Origin of the sequence: Halobellus sp. LT62 (assembly GCF_037031285.1) — an archaeon.
Taxonomy (GTDB): Archaea; Halobacteriota; Halobacteria; order Halobacteriales; family Haloferacaceae; genus Haloquadratum; species Haloquadratum salinisoli.
Genome location: NZ_JAYEZO010000002.1, coordinates 777,613 through 796,233 on the forward strand (window position 1 = coordinate 777,613; position 18,621 = coordinate 796,233).

Annotated in this window: 20 protein-coding genes and 2 tRNA genes; 14 read left to right on the forward strand and 8 right to left on the reverse strand. The window is 64.4% G+C overall.

Annotation, left to right across the window (positions count from 1 at the left end; translation table 11 throughout):
* Window positions 1-301 precede the first annotated feature (301 nt).
* The 3 genes from U5919_RS13250 (at window position 302) to U5919_RS13260 (ending at window position 2,529) form a co-directional block, all read left to right on the forward strand.
* The gene (locus tag U5919_RS13250) at window positions 302-1,723 is read left to right on the forward strand and encodes a flippase (protein WP_336024896.1); all 1,422 of its coding nucleotides are present in this window, start codon (window positions 302-304) and stop codon (window positions 1,721-1,723) included.
* Between the two features lie 102 nt (window positions 1,724-1,825).
* Window positions 1,826-2,101 carry a hypothetical protein gene (locus U5919_RS13255; protein WP_336024898.1) on the forward strand — a complete coding sequence of 92 codons (276 nt, stop codon included), beginning with the start codon at window positions 1,826-1,828 and terminating at the stop codon, window positions 2,099-2,101.
* Window positions 2,098-2,529 (forward strand): type II toxin-antitoxin system VapC family toxin, encoded by a 432-nt coding sequence (locus tag U5919_RS13260; protein WP_336024899.1) that lies wholly within the window; start codon window positions 2,098-2,100, stop codon window positions 2,527-2,529. Before U5919_RS13255 ends, U5919_RS13260 begins: the two co-directional genes overlap by 4 nt.
* 25 nt (window positions 2,530-2,554) lie before the next feature.
* On the opposite strand, the gene glmU is transcribed toward U5919_RS13260, so the two are convergent.
* Window positions 2,555-3,754: a bifunctional sugar-1-phosphate nucleotidylyltransferase/acetyltransferase gene (gene glmU / locus U5919_RS13265; RefSeq protein WP_336024901.1), complete on the reverse strand. Its 1,200-nt coding sequence runs from the start codon at window positions 3,752-3,754 to the stop codon at window positions 2,555-2,557.
* Window positions 3,755-3,805: 51 nt separating this feature from the next.
* Window positions 3,806-4,216 carry an ArsR/SmtB family transcription factor gene (locus U5919_RS13270; protein ID WP_336024902.1) on the reverse strand — a complete coding sequence of 137 codons (411 nt, stop codon included), beginning with the start codon at window positions 4,214-4,216 and terminating at the stop codon, window positions 3,806-3,808.
* Window positions 4,217-4,309: 93 nt separating this feature from the next.
* On the opposite strand from U5919_RS13270, the gene U5919_RS13275 reads away from it, so the two are divergent.
* Window positions 4,310-4,957: a DUF7509 family protein gene (locus U5919_RS13275; RefSeq protein WP_336024904.1), complete on the forward strand. Its 648-nt coding sequence runs from the start codon at window positions 4,310-4,312 to the stop codon at window positions 4,955-4,957.
* A gap of 139 nt (window positions 4,958-5,096) precedes the next feature.
* Window positions 5,097-6,017, forward strand: a complete 921-nt coding sequence (aglJ, locus tag U5919_RS13280) for an S-layer glycoprotein N-glycosyltransferase AglJ (RefSeq protein WP_336024905.1) — start codon at window positions 5,097-5,099, stop codon at window positions 6,015-6,017.
* 130 nt (window positions 6,018-6,147) lie between these two features.
* Here the strand turns inward: aglJ and U5919_RS13285 are convergent, their stop codons facing one another.
* Entirely contained in the window at window positions 6,148-6,471 is a 324-nt protein-coding gene (locus U5919_RS13285; RefSeq protein ID WP_336024907.1) for a DUF5789 family protein, read from the reverse strand.
* Between the two features lie 100 nt (window positions 6,472-6,571).
* On the opposite strand from U5919_RS13285, the gene U5919_RS13290 reads away from it, so the two are divergent.
* Window positions 6,572-6,784 carry a ribbon-helix-helix domain-containing protein gene (locus tag U5919_RS13290; RefSeq protein ID WP_049985763.1) on the forward strand — a complete coding sequence of 71 codons (213 nt, stop codon included), beginning with the start codon at window positions 6,572-6,574 and terminating at the stop codon, window positions 6,782-6,784.
* 24 nt (window positions 6,785-6,808) lie between these two features.
* Here the strand turns inward: U5919_RS13290 and U5919_RS13295 are convergent, their stop codons facing one another.
* Window positions 6,809-7,225 (reverse strand): JAB/MPN domain protein-containing protein, encoded by a 417-nt coding sequence (locus U5919_RS13295; RefSeq protein WP_336024909.1) that lies wholly within the window; start codon window positions 7,223-7,225, stop codon window positions 6,809-6,811.
* A 54-nt stretch (window positions 7,226-7,279) separates the two neighbouring features.
* On the reverse strand, window positions 7,280-7,966 hold the full coding sequence (locus U5919_RS13300) for an MBL fold metallo-hydrolase (RefSeq protein ID WP_336024910.1): 687 nt from the start codon (window positions 7,964-7,966) through the stop codon (window positions 7,280-7,282).
* A gap of 125 nt (window positions 7,967-8,091) precedes the next feature.
* On the opposite strand from U5919_RS13300, the gene U5919_RS13305 reads away from it, so the two are divergent.
* From U5919_RS13305 to U5919_RS13325, 5 genes are all read left to right on the forward strand, one after another.
* A complete protein-coding gene (locus U5919_RS13305) occupies window positions 8,092-9,063 on the forward strand; it encodes a DUF502 domain-containing protein (protein ID WP_336024911.1) in 972 nt (323 codons plus the stop codon).
* Window positions 9,064-9,125: 62 nt separating this feature from the next.
* Complete coding sequence (locus tag U5919_RS13310; RefSeq protein ID WP_336024912.1) at window positions 9,126-9,578, forward strand: archease; 453 nt, start codon at window positions 9,126-9,128, stop codon at window positions 9,576-9,578.
* Between the two features lie 67 nt (window positions 9,579-9,645).
* Entirely contained in the window at window positions 9,646-10,947 is a 1,302-nt protein-coding gene (locus U5919_RS13315; protein ID WP_336024913.1) for a helix-turn-helix transcriptional regulator, read from the forward strand.
* A gap of 210 nt (window positions 10,948-11,157) precedes the next feature.
* Entirely contained in the window at window positions 11,158-12,303 is a 1,146-nt protein-coding gene (locus tag U5919_RS13320) for a DUF7096 domain-containing protein (protein WP_336024914.1), read from the forward strand.
* A 76-nt stretch (window positions 12,304-12,379) separates the two neighbouring features.
* Entirely contained in the window at window positions 12,380-12,793 is a 414-nt protein-coding gene (locus U5919_RS13325; RefSeq protein WP_336024915.1) for a DUF8133 family membrane protein, read from the forward strand.
* Window positions 12,794-13,154: 361 nt separating this feature from the next.
* On the opposite strand, the gene U5919_RS13330 is transcribed toward U5919_RS13325, so the two are convergent.
* Both U5919_RS13330 and U5919_RS13335 read right to left on the reverse strand, forming a co-directional pair.
* Window positions 13,155-13,228 (reverse strand) — tRNA-Thr (locus tag U5919_RS13330).
* A gap of 65 nt (window positions 13,229-13,293) precedes the next feature.
* Entirely contained in the window at window positions 13,294-13,836 is a 543-nt protein-coding gene (locus U5919_RS13335) for a GNAT family N-acetyltransferase (RefSeq protein WP_336024916.1), read from the reverse strand.
* Window positions 13,837-13,992: 156 nt separating this feature from the next.
* Here U5919_RS13335 and U5919_RS13340 point away from each other — a divergent pair, with 156 nt between their 5' ends.
* From U5919_RS13340 to U5919_RS13350, 3 genes are all read left to right on the forward strand, one after another.
* A complete protein-coding gene (locus tag U5919_RS13340) occupies window positions 13,993-14,556 on the forward strand; it encodes a DNA-3-methyladenine glycosylase family protein (RefSeq protein WP_336024917.1) in 564 nt (187 codons plus the stop codon).
* Between the two features lie 151 nt (window positions 14,557-14,707).
* The gene (locus U5919_RS13345; protein ID WP_336024918.1) at window positions 14,708-16,696 is read left to right on the forward strand and encodes a 3-hydroxyacyl-CoA dehydrogenase/enoyl-CoA hydratase family protein; all 1,989 of its coding nucleotides are present in this window, start codon (window positions 14,708-14,710) and stop codon (window positions 16,694-16,696) included.
* A 106-nt stretch (window positions 16,697-16,802) separates the two neighbouring features.
* Window positions 16,803-16,877: transfer RNA gene (locus tag U5919_RS13350), tRNA-Glu, on the forward strand.
* 405 nt (window positions 16,878-17,282) lie between these two features.
* Here the strand turns inward: U5919_RS13350 and U5919_RS13355 are convergent.
* Window positions 17,283-18,587 carry a 5'-deoxyadenosine deaminase gene (locus U5919_RS13355; RefSeq protein WP_336024919.1) on the reverse strand — a complete coding sequence of 435 codons (1,305 nt, stop codon included), beginning with the start codon at window positions 18,585-18,587 and terminating at the stop codon, window positions 17,283-17,285.
* Window positions 18,588-18,621 lie beyond the last annotated feature (34 nt).

The following is an 18,621-nucleotide window of genomic DNA, read 5'->3' on the forward strand; positions in this document are numbered from 1 at the left end:
TGGCTGCAGGCAGCCAAGCGTTTTAATTTGCATTGATTCCAACACCTTACCTATGGGAATCGGAACACGGTTAAACGCGCTTTCAAAGTGCTCCAACGTCGACCCCCCGAAAATTTTGCTAACTACTTTGGACCACATTCAGACAGATACCGTAGATCAGATTCGCTACTGAGATCCGTTTAAATTATACTCTGTCGGTGATCGATCCGATTATGAACTTGCGAATGGGAGTTATCAAGGATCATCTCTCTAGACACCCGTGGACGGCTGTGACGCGGAACCGCCGACAGTCCCTCCACCAATGAGAATTGGCCAAACCTCCTTCGTCGTCTTCGCGTCGAAGCTTGTCGGCTCCGCGCTCGGCTTCGTGGCCACATTGTACTTCGCGCGGACACTCGGTGCCGCGGTACTCGGCCAGTACGCGCTCGTCCTCGCACTCGTCGCGTGGCTCTCCTTAGCTGGCAATCTCGGCATCTCCTCGGCGATAACCAAACGGATGAGCGAGGGGACAGACCCCGACGCGTATCTAGCCGCCGGAGCGACGGTCATCGGTGCGCTCGGTCTCGGTCTCAGCGTTCTCGTCCTCATCTTCGCCGACGCGGTAAACGCCTATGTCGGCGAACCGATCGCGTCGCTCGTCGTCGCGCTCCTCCTCGTGGGGCTCTTCCGAGCGCTCACCAGCGCCGCACTCAACGGCGAGCGGAAGGTCCACCTCACGGGGCTACTCTCCCCGATCTGGATCGCCGTCCGGAGCCTCGTCCAGATCGGACTCGTCGTCGTCGGCTTCGGGCTCGTCGGGATGCTCGCGGGCTACGCGGTCGCGACGCTTCTCATCGCCGTGATCAGCCTCGCGCTCGTGTCCGCCGGACTCGTCCGCCCCGCCCGAGAGCATTTCGAGAACCTCTACGAGTACGCGAAGTTCTCGTGGCTCGGGGGCCTCCAGTCCCGCTCGTTCAACGACGTCGATGTCCTTCTTCTCGGCGTCTTCGTCCAGTCCTCGCTCGTCGGCGTCTACTCCGCGGCGTGGAGCGTCGCACAGTTTCTCACCCTCTTCGATTCGGCGGTAAGTTCGACGCTCTTCCCGGAGCTCAGTCGTGCCGACGCCGAAGATAACCGGCGGGCCGTCGCCGACCTCGTCGAACAGTCGCTGACGTACGGCGGGCTCATCCTCATCCCGGGGCTCTTCGGCGGCGTCCTCTTGGGTGAGCGAATCTTGCGGATCTACGGCCCGGAGTTCGTCCAGGGGGCGTCGGTTCTCTGGATCCTCGTCCTCGCGACGCTGGTGTACGGCTACCAGAAACAGCTTCTGAACGCGCTGAACGGCATCGATAAACCAAAGGCTGCGTTCCGGATCAACGCCGCGTTCATCGCGACCAACGTCGTCTTGAACGTCGTGTTGATTTCCGCGCTCGGCGTCGTCGGCGCGGCGATCGCCACGGCGCTGTCGGCCGGCGTCGGGACGGCGCTCGCGCTCTCGACGCTGCGCTCGGAAGTCGACTTCGCCGTCCCCTCCGGCGAGATCCTCCGACAGTTCGCCGCGGCGACGACGATGGCGCTCGCGGTCGTCGGAAGCGAGACCGTCATCGAAACGGCGACCGGCCTCAATCACAACTTCGCGACCGTGGTGCTCCTCGTGGTCGTCGGCGCGGGGACCTACTTCCTCTCGCTGCTCGGCATCTCGGAGACGTTCCGGACGACGGTTCGCGAGAACAGTCCACTGTGATCGTCCCGTGGCGGTTACGGGCCGCTACACCGGAACAACGCTCACAGTGTTATCGGTAACCCGGTGGAAAGAGTTACCTATCTATCGACCGGATCTTCCGGTATGTCCACCGCAGTAAAGGTCGATGAGGGGGCGAAATCCCGGTTGGAGGAGCTGCAGGCCGAGATACGCCTTCGAACGGGAACGAAGGTCACCCAGCAGGAGCTCCTGACGCGTTTGATCGACGACGCCTACGAATCTCGTGAGGACGTCATCGATTCCTTCCGGCGATCGACTGTCCCGCTTTCCGACGCCGAAAAAGCGGCAATGCGGAAGGGACGTATCAGTTCGGGAGTCGAAACTGACGAGGACGATATCGACGAGATACTGTACGGATGACGGTCCTCGTCGACACAGGAGTTCTATATGCCGAACACGATACCGATGCGACGAGACACGAGACGGCGGCAGACGCGCTCGAAACCGTCTACGACGGCGAGCTCGGCCATCCGTATATCAGCGACTACGTGTTCGACGAGGCGATCACGCTGGCACGCAGGCGAACGGGGTCGTTCTCCTCGGCAAAGCGACTGAGCGATCGACTCCGCGGTCGAGATGTGTATCCTCGCGTGTTCGAGATGCAGTACGTCACGGCGGCAGTCTTTGCCGACGCGGTGAACGTCTTCGAGCAGTACGACGATCAGCAACTGAGTTTCACGGACGCGACGATTGTCGCGTTGGTCGAACGGTACGACATCGACCGAGTCTTGAGTTTCGACGGCGATTTCGACGGTATCGTCGATCGGATAGATCCAGCCGACCTGTAGACTCTCGAGTAGGTGGACGGTTACGTTACTGCTCGACGTCGCGCAACACCGTCTCGCCCGGCGGGATGCCGGCTCCACTGGCCACTTTCACGCCCGCGTTCAGACTCACGTTGATACCCGTCTTCACGCCGTCGCCGAGGACGACGCCCAGTTTTCGACGGCCCGTGTCGACGCGCTCGCCTTTCACGGTCATCTTCACCGACGAGTCGTCGTGGCGCAGATTCGCTACCTTCGTCCCCGCGCCCAGATTCACGTCCCGACCGAGCACCGAGTCGCCGACGTAGGACAGATGCGGCACCGTCGCCTCGGAAAAGAGGATCGAGTTCTTCACCTCGACGCCGTGACCCACGCGCGCATCGGGACCCAACACCGTCGCCCCGCGAACGTACGCGTTCGGGCCGACCTCCGAACCGGGCAGCAGTACGACCGGGCCCTCGATGCGGACCCCCTCGCGCACTGTCGCGCCCTCGGCGACGACGACGTCTCCGTCCAACTTCGCGTCCTCCGCGACATCGCCCCGAATATCCCGCTCGATCTCCGCTAAAAGCAACTCGTTCGCGCGCAACAACTCCCACGGGCGGCCGACGTCGAGCCAGCGGCCCTCGTACTCGACGACCGAGATATCGTGCCCGTCCGAGAGCAGCAGCTCCAGCGTGTCGGTGATCTCGTACTCGCCGCGCTCGCTTCGCTGCGTCCGGTCGATGTGCTCGAACACCTCCGGCTCGAACGCGTAGCAGCCCACGTTCGCGAGGTTCGTCGGCGGATCGGCGGGCTTCTCGACGATCGCCGCCATCGAGTTCTCCGAATCCACGCTCACGACGCCGTAGGAGCGCGGGTCTTCGACGGGCGTCGTCGCGATGGCGTAGCCCTCCGCCTCGGCGAGCGCGCGCGGCAGCTCGGGGTCGACGAGGACATCGCCGTTGAGGACGATAAACCGGTCGTCGACGACCTCGCGGGCCTGCTCGATCGCGTGCGCGGTCCCCGCGGGGTCCGTCTGTTCGACGTAGCTGACGGGCGTGCCGCGGTACTCCTCGCCCAAGCGTTCGACGACGTCCGACCCTCGGTAGCCGATCACGACGACGAACTCGTCGACGACGTCGACGCAGGCGTCGAAAACGTGTTCGAGCAGCGGGCGACCGGCGGCGGGAAGTAGCGGCTTCGGCCGGTGATCGGTGAGGGGGTGCATTCGGGTACCCTGTCCGGCCGCGAGCACGACTCCGTACATACGAGTGACAGACGGGATACCGCCGTATAGATTCCGTGGTCGTCGACGGCATCACTCGGGAGTCACTGACTCGCCGGAGTACGCGTCGAGGAGTTCCCACTCTTCTCGCATCAGTTCTCGAACCCCGTGTTCGAGAATCCCCTCACCGAGCGAGGTCGCACGGTAGTATGAATAGAGCCCGTCGCTGGATGATTCCTTGCGCTTTCGGTTTGCGACGAGGCCGACATCGACGAGCGTATCGAGGTGATAATGGAGGGTGTTAGATTCGATATCGAGCGCCTCTTTGAGCTCTGTCGCGCTTTGGTCACCCGATTCAACGAGACGATTCAGTATCCGAAATCGGGTTTCGTTTCCGATTGCCTGCTGCATTTCGAGATACTCTTCGAGCGAGAGCAGGCTGTGCTCAGGGAGCAATCTCGGGTGTTCGCCCGAATCGTGAGTCGATCGGTTCGTCTCGGCCATACCTCGGATTGAACACCACGGGCAATAAGCATTCGCTGACTCAGCGAGTGCTGAATACTACATTTTTTATATATTGAACTGGGTAGTGGCGATATGCGCGAGCGAATCAGGGAAACCCTCGGCGATCTCGCTCACTCGGAGTTTCTGGTGTATCTGATGGGGCCGTACAAGGCATTTGATATTGCAGAAACCATCAAGCTATCCGAAGAGGCTGGTGTAGCAACGAAAATCCCAGAGAGCGTCGATTTTGGGACGCTCGTAGATTCCGATGTTGCCCTCGATCAAGACGAAGCTGTACTCGATCTGCTACTCGATGTTCGGGACCGGCTTCGAACGAATCCCGGTGTAAACGCGTTTCTCGCGATCGATATCGATATTCCCCTCGAAGAGATGGACGCGGGAACACAGAGCATCGAGTTTGCGCTTGCGAGCAATGCGATAATTTACCTCGTACCGAGGGTCGGAGATAATCTCGGGGTCGGGATCGAGACTGGCTCCGTTTTAGAAGCAATCTATCGCGACGGTCAGACGACTGATGAGGAAACAGCGAACAGCCACACCGAACGTGTCGCGTTCGTCCACGAGTCTGGCGTTCGAAGTGCGATGATCGCAGCGCTCCAAGAGCGATGGGACGCACGCGTCTACTCCTACACAGACCGAGACGACCTCACGCGACAGATTCGGCTCTTCGTCCGTGACCTCGCTCGCAGAGAACAACGCGGGGAGCTACCGGAATTATAGTGGCGTTGGCACCTGATCGCGCATCCGACCGCACGCTGTCGTGCGATCCAGTGAACGAAGACGTGCAAACGCTACGATATATCGCTCTCTGCACAGCAATCCGGAACCCCTTTGATGCAGCCCCGTGGCTGTGTCAACGATGGATTACGACGACGTCACGGTCCTCGTACCCACGTACAACGAGGCCGAGACGATCGGCCAGGTGATCGACGACTTTCGCGATCACGGGTTCGACGACGTCCTCGTCGTCGACGGCGGCTCCGACGACGCTACCGACGAGATCGCCGAAGAGCACGGTGCACGCGTCGTCTACCAGTCCGAGTCAGGAAAGGGACAGGCGGTTCGAGAGGGCGTTGACGAACACGTCGACCGCGAGTACGTCCTGATGCTCGACGGCGACGCGACATATCGAGTCGAGGACGCCGACGCGATGCTCGAACCGCTTTTCGAAAACGAGGCCGAGCACGTCATCGGCGACCGCTTCGCAGATCTGCGCGAGGGCGCGATGACGCGTTTCAACCAGATCGGCAACCGGATCATCAATCGCGGGTTCGCGTACGTCCACGGCGAGAACTTCGGCGACATCCTCTCGGGCTACCGCGCGTTCACCCGCGAGTCGTTCCTGCGGATGACGCTCACCTCCGACGGCTTCGGCGTCGAGACGGAGATGGCCGTCGAATGCGCCAAGCGTGGCATCCGCACGACGGTCGTCCCGATCACCTACCTCCCGCGGCCGTCCGGATCGGATACGAACCTCAGACCCGTCCGCGACGGTGGGATCATCTTCTTGGAACTGTACCGCCGCGCGAAGACCAATAATCCGCTCTTTTACTTCGGAAGTCTTGGCGTCCTCTCGACGCTCACCGGCCTCCTCATCGCCGTCTACGTCCTCGTCGAGTGGGTCACCGTCGGGATCTCCCACGAGGTGATGGCGGTCGTCTCCGGCTTCGGGATCATCGTCGGCGTCCAACTGTTGATGTTCGGTGTGCTCGCCGACCTCATCCTGACGCTGCATCGCGACACGCTGCAGAAGATCGACGAGGAGACGCAATCCGAATAAGCGGCTGAAACGCGACTATCGAGCACCATCGTTTGACACCGCGAGGCTCGCGTTGCGAGCCGAGCGGCATTTTTCCCTCTAGGTTTTTGCGCGGAGGGGTCCGCAGGACCCCTCCGTGGAAAAAGGTGGGTTAGAAGGGTAACAACGCCCGAAGCTGCGAGAGAACGCCGCCGCTCGCCGCTCGATACTCCTCGAAGACGGGATGCAGCGCGTCCAACAGTTCCCGTTCGGTGTCGAACCGACTCGGCCCGGTCGCTTCGAGCGCCGCCGAGAGGGGAATCGAGTTCCCGCTGGCGTCGTAGGGGATCTCGGGATCGCCGAGCGCGCGCACGACCTCGTCGCTCGTCGCGGGGAAGGAAAGCTCCGCCTCCGAGAGATACGGCGTGAGCGCCGCGATGCCGAATTCGAGCGAGTCGGGCTCGTCGCCGCCCTGCTGCGGTGGTCTGACAGCCATCGACGCCGGCTACGGCTCGGGGGATGGAAAAACCCCCGGCTCTGTGTCGCGGTCGACTCCACAGGGTTTTGTCCGTTCGTCGCCTCGGATCCGCCAGACGATGACCGAGTACACGACCGTCTCGATCCCGAAAGACCTCGCAGAGCGGGTCGACGAGACCATCGAGGGGACCAGCTTTTCGAGCACCAGCGACCTCGTTCGCTTCCTCCTGCGGAGCATCGTCATCCAGTACCAGCGGGAGGGCGAGCTCACCGAGGCGCAGTTCGAGGACATCGCAGAGCAGCTCGCTGATCTCGGCTATCTGGATCGCTGACGGGACAACATCGTTTTCTGTCCGCTATCCGGCGACCGACTCCTCGGGCGGTTCGACGTCGAGCACGTCCAACGGGAGTTCGCCGCCGTTGCGATCGAACGCCGCGCACGACGCGTCGTCCCACGGCGGCACCGCGACCACGATCGCGGCGGCGAAGGTGTCCTCCCGCGTCGGCTCCAGCGGCCCCTGTGGATGGGAAACGAACCGGGCGCGGCCGCGGCCCGCTGGCGTCCCGAGGTCGACGCCGAAGACGGCCGTGACTGAGCCGCTGGCCTCCGGGAAGTAGAAATGGGTGAGCACCGGCGTCTCGGCGTCGAGAGACAAGTCGGCGTCGAATTCGCCGGCGGGCGTCGACGCGAGGACGACGCTGACTGACGACGGTTCTTCGTCGTCAGCCATCTCCAAGAGCGCGTCGAACAGCCCGCGCGTGATGTAAACCACAACCGGTGTGACGACCGCCCCGGTAAAAACGTCGTCGGCGTCGCGGTCTTCGCGTTAGGACAGCAACTCTCGGAGCGCGCGGCCGTACGCACCGGGGAGGTTCGTCCGCGCGTTCGCGAGGGCGTCGCGGAGCGCGGTCGTCGCGTCGGTCATCACGCCCGCGCCGTGGCCGACGAGCACGCGCTCCGGCTCGAACCGGGACAGCGCGCGTCGCGGCGGCGCGGGTCGGAGCATCGGATGGACGCCGAGTCGCTCCCCGGGCGCGCAGAAGTACGCGACGGTCCCGACGGCCTCGGGAACGACGAGCGTGTCGTCGCCCGAGTGATACAGCCCGACCTCCTGCCACGGCGGGACCGTCGAGTCCCGGACTCGAAACGCCTCGAATCCCGAGTCGGCGAGTTCGGCGTCGAAGCGCTCGACCGGGGCGTCGAGTTCGTCTGCGACGCCGGTCATCCACCGCGGGACGTACACCGGCGCGTCGTGTCGGCGCGCGAACGCGGCCGTGTCGCGCTTGTGTCGGTCGAGGCCGACGATCACGCCGGCGACGTCACCGAATTCCGACACCAACGCGTCGATGTCGGGCGCGTCAACGGGATCGATCAGCCAGACGCCGCCGTCGTCGCCGACGAGCGCGTGGCTCGCGCGCTGCATCGTCTCCTCCGGGTAGGCGATCCAGCCGACGCCCCGATCCCACCGGTCGATCTCGCGGTACCCGTCGGTCTCGTCGCCTTTCATCGGCATACCTGTGCTTCCGGACGGGACACGAATAAAGCTCCTCGCCGATCGGCGGGCCACGAACGGGTTCTCGTCTCGGATTATCGATGCGGGGGGTCTTTGAGGGGATGCCTCGTACCGGGGGAATACGTATGTCTGACGCGCGCCCGGACGTCCCCTCGATGAGACGGGTCCAAAGATCGATGTACGACGTCGTTCGTGAGGCCTTCATCTCCGGGCTCGCGGTCGTGATCCCACTCGTCATCACCATCGCCGTCTTCCTCTTTCTGTTCAACGCCGTCTACGGCTATCTGAACCTGTTTTCGGACGCGGTCGTCGTCCTTCCGGTCGTCTCACACATACCCAACGCGTTGAACGTCAGCACCGAGACGCTCATCGAGGTGTCGGCCCCGATCATCGTCTTCGGCTCCGTCCTCGCTATCGGTCTCGTGGTGAACAGCTCTCGGTACGGCGAACGCGCCGTCGAACAGTTCGATTACGTCATCGCGCAGATCCCGGGCGTCGGTTCCGTCTACGAGAGCTTCCGGCGAATGAGCGACGTGGTGCTCGAATCCGACGCGGAGAACTTCCGCGAGGTCAAACTGGCCGAATTCCCGCACGAGGGAGCGTACACCCTCGGGTTCGTGACCACGGAAACGCCCGAGGTGCTTCGGACGGCCGCGGGCCACGAACGGATGCTCACGTTGTTTCTGCCGCTCGCACCCAACCCGGTGATGGGTGGCCACCTCGTCCATCTCCCCGAGAGCCGCGTGGTGGACGTCGATATGACCGTCGAGGAGGGCGTACAGGCGATCGTCACGAGCGGCGTGGCGATGACCGACCGCGACGACGGGCTCTCGCGGGAGGAACTCAACTCGCTGACCGATGCGAACCTCTGCGGGGACGGAGAAAACGAGGTGTCCTCCAACGATGACGAGACAGACGGGATGCCCTCCGACGAGAACCCACAATCGTCCGCGGCCGCGACCGATCCGGAGTCTCGCTACGACGAGCGAGTCGATCCCGCACACGTCGAGACACCGCACGAGTTGGCTCGTCGCGAGCGCGGACTCGACATCGGGGACTCGACCGCGGAGGCCGAAGACGACCCCGACGAGCACTGATCGGGGAGCGCCCGGCGCGTCCGATCGGAAGACACAGGCCGTGGGGGCGGGTCATTATGGGTATGTCCTTCGAGCTTCGCGAGCACACCGCCGACGTCGCCGTCGAGGCGATCGCGCCCGACCTCTCGACGCTCTTCGGCCACGTCGCAGACGGGCTCGCGGCGGCCTCCTGCGAGAAGATTCCCGACCCCGCGCCCGACGCGGCCGAAACGTTCGCGGTCGACGTCGCCGCCGAGGGCCTGCAGGCGCTGTTGTTCGATTACCTCGATCAACTGATCTACGAGCGCGACGTGCGGAGCGTCCTGCCGGTCGGGAACCGGGTGCGAATCGAACAGAGGCGGGACAGGCAAGCAAGCGGGACTGCGGAAGCGGCGGACTGGCACCTGTCCGGCACTTATCGGGGCATTCCGCTCGAGGACCTCGACGCGCGCGAGGTGAAAGCCGTGACCTACTCCGAAATGCGCGTCGAGGAGGCCGATACGGGATGGGTCGCGTACGTCGTATTCGACATTTAAGTGTTCGTTATCTCACAAAAGGTCACTCGGAACTTGTTTGTGCCCCCCGGTTCGAGATAGCTACGAGATGACCGACCGCGCAGTGCGTGTCTTCTGTGTCGCCCTCGTCGTCGTCGCCCTCGTCGGGGGCGTCGGCGCGGCGACGCAGGACGCGTCGGCGCAGACGACGGAGACGATCGCCGGATCGCAGATCGCGCCGGACGACGTCTCGATGCGAGTCGCGCTCACGCCCGAGGGCACCGCGGCGTGGACGATCGAGTATCGGGTTCGCCTCGACGACGAGAACACCACCGAGGCGTTCGAGAGCCTCCAGACCGATATCAGCAACAACGAAACGGAGTACACCGCGCAGTTCCGCGATCGGATGGCCTCGACCGCGGCCACCGCGGAGAACGCCACCGGCCGAGAGATGGCGATTCAGGACGTCTCGGTCGCTGCGACCCGACAGCAGTTACCACAGGACTACGGCGTGGTAACCTACACCTTCGTCTGGACGAACTTCGCGGTCGCCGACGGCGGCGAAATCCGCGCTGGCGACGCGATTGCGGGGCTCTTCCTCGACGAGGAGACGACCCTGCAGATCTCGTGGCCGGACGGCTACACGCTCGATACGGCACAGCCGGACCCGGACGACACGCGCTTGGGTTCGCGACTTGTCGTCTGGAACGGCCCGCTCGACTTCGGGCCCAACGAACCGACCCTCGTCGCCGTCGAATCGACCGGCGACGGCGTGACCACCACGCCCGCCGACGACGCGGGAGCGGGCGACGGAGCCAACCCGCTCCGCTATGACGTTGTCGCGCTCGTCGTCGTCGCCGCTGGTGCGGGTGGCTGGCTGCTGTACCGACGTCGCGGCGGGAGATCGCACGTCGGCGGCGACTCGACGGGTGCGGACGCGACCGGGTCGTCGACGGCGACCCCGACCGCCTCGACCGCCGACACTGGCGCGGTACCGGATTCCGACGGGAATGCCGCCGAGACGCCCGAGGACGCGACGAGCGACACCACGGCGGAGTCCGCAAGCGCCGCCGCGGCGAGTGGAGGCGAGACCGACGAGACGCCCCCGTGGGAGGACGAACTCCTCAGCAACGAAGAGCGCGTGCTCGCGCTCGTCGAACACGAGGGCGGACGGATCAAGCAGCAGGAAGTCGCCCGTACGCTCGACTGGACCGACGCGAAAACGAGCCAAGTCATCCGGAAGATGCGCGATGCGGACAAACTCGACGCGTTCCGCTTGGGCCGCGAGAACGTGCTCGTCCTCCCCGGGGAGAGCTTGGCTCCGGGCGGTCCCGACGACGAGAGTGGAGACACGAGCGGAAGCGAGGATACGGACGGAGCCGGGGACACGAACGAAAACGGGGACACGTGACTGTGAATCACCCCCGGATCAGGCCCCGAGGCGCTCGGCCCGTTCCGTCGGTAGATGCCAATGCGAGGTGTAGCGGTTCTCTCTGGGCACTCCACTCGGCGTCTTTGCGGTACCCCGCTTCCGTCCCCGAAACAATCCGGATTAACCCGGCGAAAATGGGCCAAAGGATGGTGGAGGTATATGGCGATACGTGATATAGCGATATCCGTGATGCGATCCGAACTGACGCTACTCGTCGCCCTCGTCGTCGTGCTCGCGATGGTCCCCATCGGCGCTGTCGCGACGGCTGCCGACTCGCCGGCGTCACTTGCTGCCGAGTCGACATCGGCGCAGGTGGACGGTACCGACACGGCGACGCCGCAGTCGAATGAGACGGACGAGACGGCGTCCGAGGAGGACGAATCGTCGTCGCTCAGTCCGGGCGCACAACTCGCGGGGGTGGTGGCAGTCCAGCGAACGGAAATCGATAGCGAAGTCGGTTCACGGGCCTTCGGGCAGCGGGTCGCCGCCGCGGCGACGAACGACTCCAAGGCGGCGGTCATCGCGACCGACGTCAACGACAGCCGCGAGCGGATCGATCGGCTCCGCGAGCGACTCGCCGAACTGGAGCGCTCTCGCGAGGCCGGAAACGTCTCGGAGGGTCGCTACCGCGCGAACGCGGCGCAGCTGACCGCCGAGATCAACGCGATCGAGCGGCGACTCGAACAGGCCAACGAGAGCGCTTCGACACTGCCAGAGCCGGTGCGCGAGGCCAACGGCATCAACACCTCGAACATCGAACGCCTTCGGACGGAGGCCCGAAACCTCTCGGGTCCCGAGATCGCCGAGATCGCCCGCGGCATCGCCGGTGATAATGCCGGTCGAGGAATGAGCGCCGCCGCACCGGGGCGGAGCGGTGGTCTCCCCGGGCAGAGCGATAGCTCACCGGGAGAGCGCGGTGACGCACCCGACCGCAGCGGTGACCAGTTGGGAGACGCAACCGGTAACGCAACGAACGACAGCGAGCGTGATGCGGGGGGAAACGGGAACCCGGTCGCCTCCGGCGGCCGTGATCGAGGGAGTCAGTCGACGGACCTCGAACGCGGGTCTGCATCGATCGGTGACGGCGGTGAGGCGGAATCGAACGCGACCCGCGGAGGGGCAGCGAATAACGGTTCCTCGGGCGAGACAGCGCGTGAACGGGAATCCGGTTCCAGCGAGCGAGACGGCATCACGTCGGGCGTTCACTCGTCCGACGATCCCGGCCAAGGCGAAGACGTTCCGGGACAGAGCGGTGACGTTTTCGGACAGCGCGGGAACGCCTTTGCATCCACCGCGACGGATCTACTCCGCGCCGCGGCCTCGGTGATGGATTGATCCGCCGGAGCGCGTGAAACTCAGTTTTGATACCAAAGGAGTAGCGTTATATTCACTCCCGGAGAGAGCAGAACCAATGGAGTATGCGTACCCGATCGTCGGGTTCTTTGTGGGGATGACGCTCATCGCCACGAGCGTCTTCTCCGCGTTCGTCTACACGCCGACGACGTCTTCGATCGTCGATACGGTCCTGACGGCGTTCACCGGCGTCACGCTGCAGATCGGCGACTTTCTGGCCGTTTCGTCGGTGGTCGCAATCGTGTTCAACCTCCTCTCAACCCAACTCGGTGTCCGGTTTTCACTTGCGGTCCCTTTCGTCATCGGCTATACGTTCACTCACGTCATCATCTACTACTCGTCGCTGCGGATTACCGACGTGCAGAGCCAACCGATGGATCCGAACTTCGACATTCGTGAGAATCCGCTCCAACTTGCCACCCTCGCGATTCCGGGCGCGTTGGTACTTCTCCCGGCGGGTAGACGGCGATAAAGCGATGGGTAAAACGGTTCTTTGAACCAAAGGCGCATTTACGTGTGTCTCCCCCGTAGTCGAATCTGCCCCGGTTGGGCCGCCCGCGATTCGGTCCCCGCCGACGCGACCACCCACCCGATTCGGCCCGTCCCTCCCCCCGGCCCTCCACGCCGAATCGGCGGCCGCTTCCGGGCACCCCGCTGACGCAGGCCCTCTCCGCTGACCTTCGCGGCCTCTCCAAACGGTTTCTTCGACGCTGGTGCTCCCGTAACGGCTCCCGCCTTCGAATGTTGTGTACGTTCGAACCCAGTGAACTGCTTTTCTAGTGGGCTTCGAAACGCCTGCCTCGACGTGAGTCTGCGGTGTCGCGGTCGAGAAGAGCCAGGGGTGGGATTCGAACCCACGAAGTCTCGATTACAAGTCGAGTGCATGAACCGCCCATGCTCCCCTGGCGCGTGTCGACGTACTCGGTCCTCTTTTGAATGTGTGTCGTTTTCGGCGGACGGCTCGACAGCCGATCACTCCGACGCCGAGTCCGCTGTCTCTCCTTTTTCGATCCGCTTCTCGAACTGTATCCGGTGGGGACTGTACCCCCGTCCGCGGTAGAACTCGCGGGCCCGTCGGTTCGCCGCCATCGCTTCTAGGGAGATGACAGTCGCGTCGGCCTCCCGAAGCGCCGCTTCGGCCTCGTCCATCAGCGCGGTCCCGACGTCGGCACCGCGGTACTCCGGGTCGACGTAGACGTTCCGGACGACGCCCCGCGTCTCGTCCTGCGCGTACGCCCCGCGCTCGATATCGAACGTCACGAAGCCGACGACCTCGCCTCCGCTTCGGGCGACGCGGACACCGCCGCTCACCGCCTGTCGCGCGATCGTATCGCGGACGACAGGCCGGTTTTCCTCCGGGAGGATATGCGAGTCGTGCGCCCGCTGGTCGGTCGCGAGCGCGACCCACAGGTCGACGAGCGCGTCGACGACCGACGGGTCCGGACGGTCGATCGACACGGCGGATGCGTCGCTCACGGCGTCTGTGGCCGGTCCGCTTGCGTCGGATCCCTCCATACACCCGATTCGGTCGACGAACGGATATATCCGTCTGCTCGGGGAGCCGACGACGACTTCGCCGCTTCGAGTGCGACACAGACGACGGCGCGCCGAGTGCGACACAAACCACCGCGAGCGACGCGTCTTTGTCCGCCCGCTCCCGACTGTCCGTCGATGGACCCGATCCGGACCGACCCGAAGCTGGGGCCGTTGGTGGAAACGCACGGCGAGCTGCCGATCGGCACCGCCGACGACGAGTTCGAACGCTTCGTCGTGTCGATCGTGAACCAGCAGCTCTCCGTCGAGTCGGCGGCGGCGATCCGCGAACGGCTGTTCGATCGCGTCGACGTGACGCCGGCGGGCGTGCGGGACGCCGACGACGCGACACTCCGGGACGTCGGGCTCTCGGGGCAGAAGATCGAGTACGTACGCAACGTCGCAAACGCGTTCGAAGAGCGGGATCTGACGCGCGAGGGGCTCGAAGGAGAGCCCGACGGAGCAGTGCTCGATACGCTGACCGAGATCCGCGGCGTCGGCGTCTGGACCGGGAAAATGTACCTCATCTTCGTGCTGGGTCGCCCGGACGTGTTCCCGGTCGAAGACCTCGGGATCCGAAAGGGGATGGCCGAACTCTACGGCTTCGACGAGGACGACCGTGACGGGATGAACGAGCACGCCGAGCGGTGGCGGCCGTATCGGAGCCACGCGAGCAGGTATCTCTGGCGCGTCGTCGACTGACTGCAGACCCCTACATCGTCGACTGGTTGACTGCCCTGCTCCTGACGAGTCGTGGACGATTCGCCGAGTCTCCCGCCCATTTGAAACGCTTGTTGAGTTTATTATCCGGGTTAAGGAAACGTTGAAACCCCGAGCGGCCCAGATTCAGTGTATGGATATCGACGACGTCAACGCCGTCGCGGTTCTCGGCGCGGGGAGTATGGGCCACGGGATCGCCGAGGTAGCCGCGCTCGCCGGGTTCGAGGTCCGCCTCCGCGACATCGAAGAGGAGTTCGTGCGAAACGGCTACGAGCAGATCGAGTGGTCGCTGGATAAACTCGTCGAGCAGGGACAGATATCGGAGTCCGACGCCGAGTCGACGCTCGATCGTATTTCGACGCACGTCGACATCGCGGAGGCGGTCGACGATGTCGACGTCGTCATCGAGGCCGTCCCGGAGAAGGTTTCGATCAAGAGAGACGTCTACGCAGACCTCGCTGCGGCCGCTCCCGACGAAGCGGTCTTCGCGACGAATACGTCGAGTATCTCGATCACCGAACTGGGCGAGATGACGGATCGTCCGGCGCGATTCTGCGGGATGCACTTCTTTAATCCGCCGATTCGGATGGAACTCGTCGAAGTCATCTCCGGCGAGGAGACGAGCGAGTCGACGCTCGATCTCGTCACCGAACTCGCAGAAGAGATGGGAAAGACGCCCGTCCGAGTGCACAAAGACAGTCCGGGATTCATCGTCAACCGCGTGCTCACGCCACTGATGAACGAGGCGGCGTGGATCGTCGAGGAGGGTGACGCGACCGTCGCCGAGGTCGATTCCACGACGAAGTACGGCCTCGGGCTCCCGATGGGGAGCTTCGAGTTGGCCGATCAGGTCGGCATCGACGTCGGCTATCACGTCCTCGAGTATATGCAAGAAAAAATCGGCGACGCCTACCGACCGTGTCCGCTCCTCGAAGCGAAGGTCGAGGCGGGCGACCTCGGCAAGAAAACGGGAGCCGGGTTCTACGACTACGAATCGGGCGATGGCGCGCAGGTGCCGTCCGATCAGGTCCGCGAGGACGTCGCCGACCGGCTCTTGGCCGTCCTCGCCAACGAAGTGGCCGGGCTCATCGAGAACGAGGTCGCCGAGGCTGAGGCGATCGACACGGCCGTCAAACTCGGCGGCCGATGGGCTGACGGCCCCGCGCTGATGCTCGACGAACGGGACCTCTCGGAACTTCTCGACGTGCTCGACGAGCGTTACGAGGAGACGGGCGAGGAGCGCTACGAGGCCGTCTCGTACCTCCGCGAACTCGTCGACGCCGGGAGCAGTTTCCACGGGTCGGCCGAGGTGGAAGACGCCAACGGCGACGACGGCTACGACTACGACGCGGTCACCGTCGAGGTCCGCGAGCGCGTCGGTCACGTCGTCTTGGACCGACCCCACCGGATGAATACGATCACCGACACGATTCTCGAAGAACTCCGCGACGCGGTCGAGCGCTTCGAGGACGACGAGGAGGTTCGATCGGTGCTCATCACCGGCGCGGGTGACCGGGCGTTCTCCGCCGGGGCAGACATCCAGGCAATGGCGGGCGGCGCGGGCGACGTCAATCGCGCGGCCGACCTCTCGCGGCTCGGACAGGAGACCTTTGGCCGACTGGAGTCCTCGGAGCTCCCGGTCGTCGCGGGCGTCGACGGCTACTGTCTCGGTGGTGGGATGGAACTCGCGACGGGCGCGGACCTCCGCGTCGCCTCCGAGCGCTCGGAGTTCGGCCAGCCCGAACACGACCTCGGGCTCATCCCCGGCTGGGGCGGCACCGTCCGACTCCAGCGCATCGTCGGAATGGGTCGTGCGAAGGAGATCATCTTCACCGCGGATCGCTACGACGCCGAGACGATGGCCGACTACGGCTTCGTCAACGAGGTCGTCGCCAACGAGGAGCTCGAAGCGCGCGCGTTCGAGTTGGCGCGGGACCTCGCGGCGGGGCCGCCGATCGCCCAGCGGTACACGAAGCGCGCGATGCACCGCGGCTGGGACGACGTCGACGCCGGACTGGACGTCGAGGCGCAGTCGTTCGGCCTGCTCTTCGACACCGAGGACCTGATGACCGGAATGACGGCGTTTATGGGCGACTCGGAGCCCGAATTCGAGGGGAAGTGAGTCGGTCTGTACCGCCAAGTCGCGCGCTGAGACGTGCGCGAAACAGTGCCGCACCGCCTCTGTAACGGAATCTTTAAACGAATATACCCGCCACGTAGGGATGCAGGCTCGGTTGGTGTAGTCCGGCCAATCATCTTGGCCTTTCGAGCCGAGGACCAGGGTTCAAATCCCTGACCGAGCACTTCTCCCGAAGCAAGTCGCCGAGCGACAGCGAGGCGGCTTGCGAAAACAGAAGCGCGCAGGGAAGGGATTTGAATCAGGAAGCAGCTTCGCTGCGACCGTGGTTCAAATCCCTGACCGAGCAGCCGTTTCTGCGAACGAAGTGAGCAGTACGGTGTCTAAGAAGGAATTTGAACCCTACCAGTCGCGCACAGCGAGCGTAGCGAGCGCGCACGTCTGGTTCCGGTTCAAATCCCTGACCGAGTAGCCGTTTCTGCGAACGAAGTGAGCAGTGCGGTATCGACGAAGGGATTTGAGCAGCGAGCAACTCCGTTGCGAGTGAGTTCAGAATCCCTGACCGAGCATCTCTTCGTGAAATTTTCTCCGACGAACCTCGGTGTCGTACCCTAAATTAATCGGAGTTCGCTCACTCCCGAAGCCCGTCGGCGACCCGTCTCGCCCGCTCGCGGATGCCGTCGGCGTCGCCAGTCTGGAGGCCGCCGAAGGCCTCGTCGTAGACGACGTCGCCGTCGACCATCGCGAACGTCACGTCGTCGCCGTGCGCCGAGAAGACGAGATGCGAGAGCGGGTCGTACAGCGGCGTCGCGCGCGTTAGGTCCGTATCGAGCGCGATCACGTCCGCCTTCCACCCCGGGCGGAGCGCGCCGACGTTCTCAAAGCCCGCCGCGCGAGCGCCGCCGAGGGTCGCCATCTCGAAGACGACCTGCGCGGGCGTTGCCTCCGGATCCAACTGATCGACCTTCTGGAGGAGGCTCGCCTGTTTCATCTCGGTGAAGGGATCGAGCGTGTTGTTGCAGGGCGGGCCGTCGTTGCCGAGTGCGACGTTGATCCCCCGGTCGAGGTAGTCGACGATCGGCGCGATCCCGGAGGCGAGTTTCATGTTCGAGGAGGGGCAGTAGGTGACGTGCGTGTCCGTCTCCGCGAGGATTTCCCGCTCGCGTTCGTCCGTGTGGACGCAGTGGGCGAGCACGACGTCCTCGCCGGTCAGGCCGACCTCGTCGAGCCACTCGACGTTCCGCATTCCGGTGTCGGCCTCGACGGTCGCGATCTCCTCGGCGTTCTCGCTGGCGTGGGTGTGGATCCGGACGCCGTCGTAGCGGTCGGCGATCTCGCGCGCGCCGCGGAGGCACGCCTCGGTACAGCTCACGGCGAATCGCGGCGTGACCGCGTACTGAATCCGGCCGTCGGCCGCGCCGTGGTAGGTTTTGAGCAGGCGCTCGGTCGAGGCCAGCGCCTCGTCGGCGTCCTCGCGGAGTCCCTCCGGGGCCCGTTGGTCCATCAACACCTTCCCGAGTCGACCGCGGATCCCGAGATCGAGCGCGGCCTCGAACGCCGCTTCGGCGTGGTGGACCGACAGGTGGTCGATGGCGGTCGTCGTTCCGCTTTCGAGCAGTTCGAGGTACCCGAGTTCGGCCGCCGTGCGCATTTCACCCTCCCCCAGCGACGCCTCCATCGGGAGGACGTGCGCCGAGAGCCACTCCAAGAGCGCGGTGTCGTCGGCGATTCCACGCCCGACGCTCTGGACGGAGTGGATGTGTCCGCCGACGAGCCCCGGTGAAATCAGGTCGAACTCCCGAACGGAGTGGTCGGGGTGAGCGGCTTCGATCTCCGATCGCGGCCCGACTGCGACGACCTCGCTTCCCACGACGACGACTGCTCCCTCCTCGTAGACGGTCTCCGGATCGGCGACGACCGTTCCTGCCAGTAGCATCCCACCGCTCGGAGTGGACGCGTCGACAAGTGCC

Coding starts and splice junctions, on each gene's coding strand:
- U5919_RS13250 (WP_336024896.1), top strand. CDS start 302: ATGAGAATTGGCCAAACCTCCTTCGTCGTCTTCGCGTCGAAGCTTGTC.
- U5919_RS13255 (WP_336024898.1), top strand. CDS start 1,826: ATGTCCACCGCAGTAAAGGTCGATGAGGGGGCGAAATCCCGGTTGGAG.
- U5919_RS13260 (WP_336024899.1), top strand. CDS start 2,098: ATGACGGTCCTCGTCGACACAGGAGTTCTATATGCCGAACACGATACC.
- glmU (WP_336024901.1), bottom strand. CDS start 3,754: ATGTACGGAGTCGTGCTCGCGGCCGGACAGGGTACCCGAATGCACCCC.
- U5919_RS13270 (WP_336024902.1), bottom strand. CDS start 4,216: ATGGCCGAGACGAACCGATCGACTCACGATTCGGGCGAACACCCGAGA.
- U5919_RS13275 (WP_336024904.1), top strand. CDS start 4,310: ATGCGCGAGCGAATCAGGGAAACCCTCGGCGATCTCGCTCACTCGGAG.
- aglJ (WP_336024905.1), top strand. CDS start 5,097: ATGGATTACGACGACGTCACGGTCCTCGTACCCACGTACAACGAGGCC.
- U5919_RS13285 (WP_336024907.1), bottom strand. CDS start 6,471: ATGGCTGTCAGACCACCGCAGCAGGGCGGCGACGAGCCCGACTCGCTC.
- U5919_RS13290 (WP_049985763.1), top strand. CDS start 6,572: ATGACCGAGTACACGACCGTCTCGATCCCGAAAGACCTCGCAGAGCGG.
- U5919_RS13300 (WP_336024910.1), bottom strand. CDS start 7,966: ATGCCGATGAAAGGCGACGAGACCGACGGGTACCGCGAGATCGACCGG.
- U5919_RS13305 (WP_336024911.1), top strand. CDS start 8,092: ATGTCTGACGCGCGCCCGGACGTCCCCTCGATGAGACGGGTCCAAAGA.
- U5919_RS13310 (WP_336024912.1), top strand. CDS start 9,126: ATGTCCTTCGAGCTTCGCGAGCACACCGCCGACGTCGCCGTCGAGGCG.
- U5919_RS13315 (WP_336024913.1), top strand. CDS start 9,646: ATGACCGACCGCGCAGTGCGTGTCTTCTGTGTCGCCCTCGTCGTCGTC.
- U5919_RS13320 (WP_336024914.1), top strand. CDS start 11,158: ATGCGATCCGAACTGACGCTACTCGTCGCCCTCGTCGTCGTGCTCGCG.
- U5919_RS13325 (WP_336024915.1), top strand. CDS start 12,380: ATGGAGTATGCGTACCCGATCGTCGGGTTCTTTGTGGGGATGACGCTC.
- U5919_RS13335 (WP_336024916.1), bottom strand. CDS start 13,836: ATGGAGGGATCCGACGCAAGCGGACCGGCCACAGACGCCGTGAGCGAC.
- U5919_RS13340 (WP_336024917.1), top strand. CDS start 13,993: ATGGACCCGATCCGGACCGACCCGAAGCTGGGGCCGTTGGTGGAAACG.
- U5919_RS13345 (WP_336024918.1), top strand. CDS start 14,708: ATGGATATCGACGACGTCAACGCCGTCGCGGTTCTCGGCGCGGGGAGT.
- U5919_RS13355 (WP_336024919.1), bottom strand. CDS start 18,587: ATGCTACTGGCAGGAACGGTCGTCGCCGATCCGGAGACCGTCTACGAG.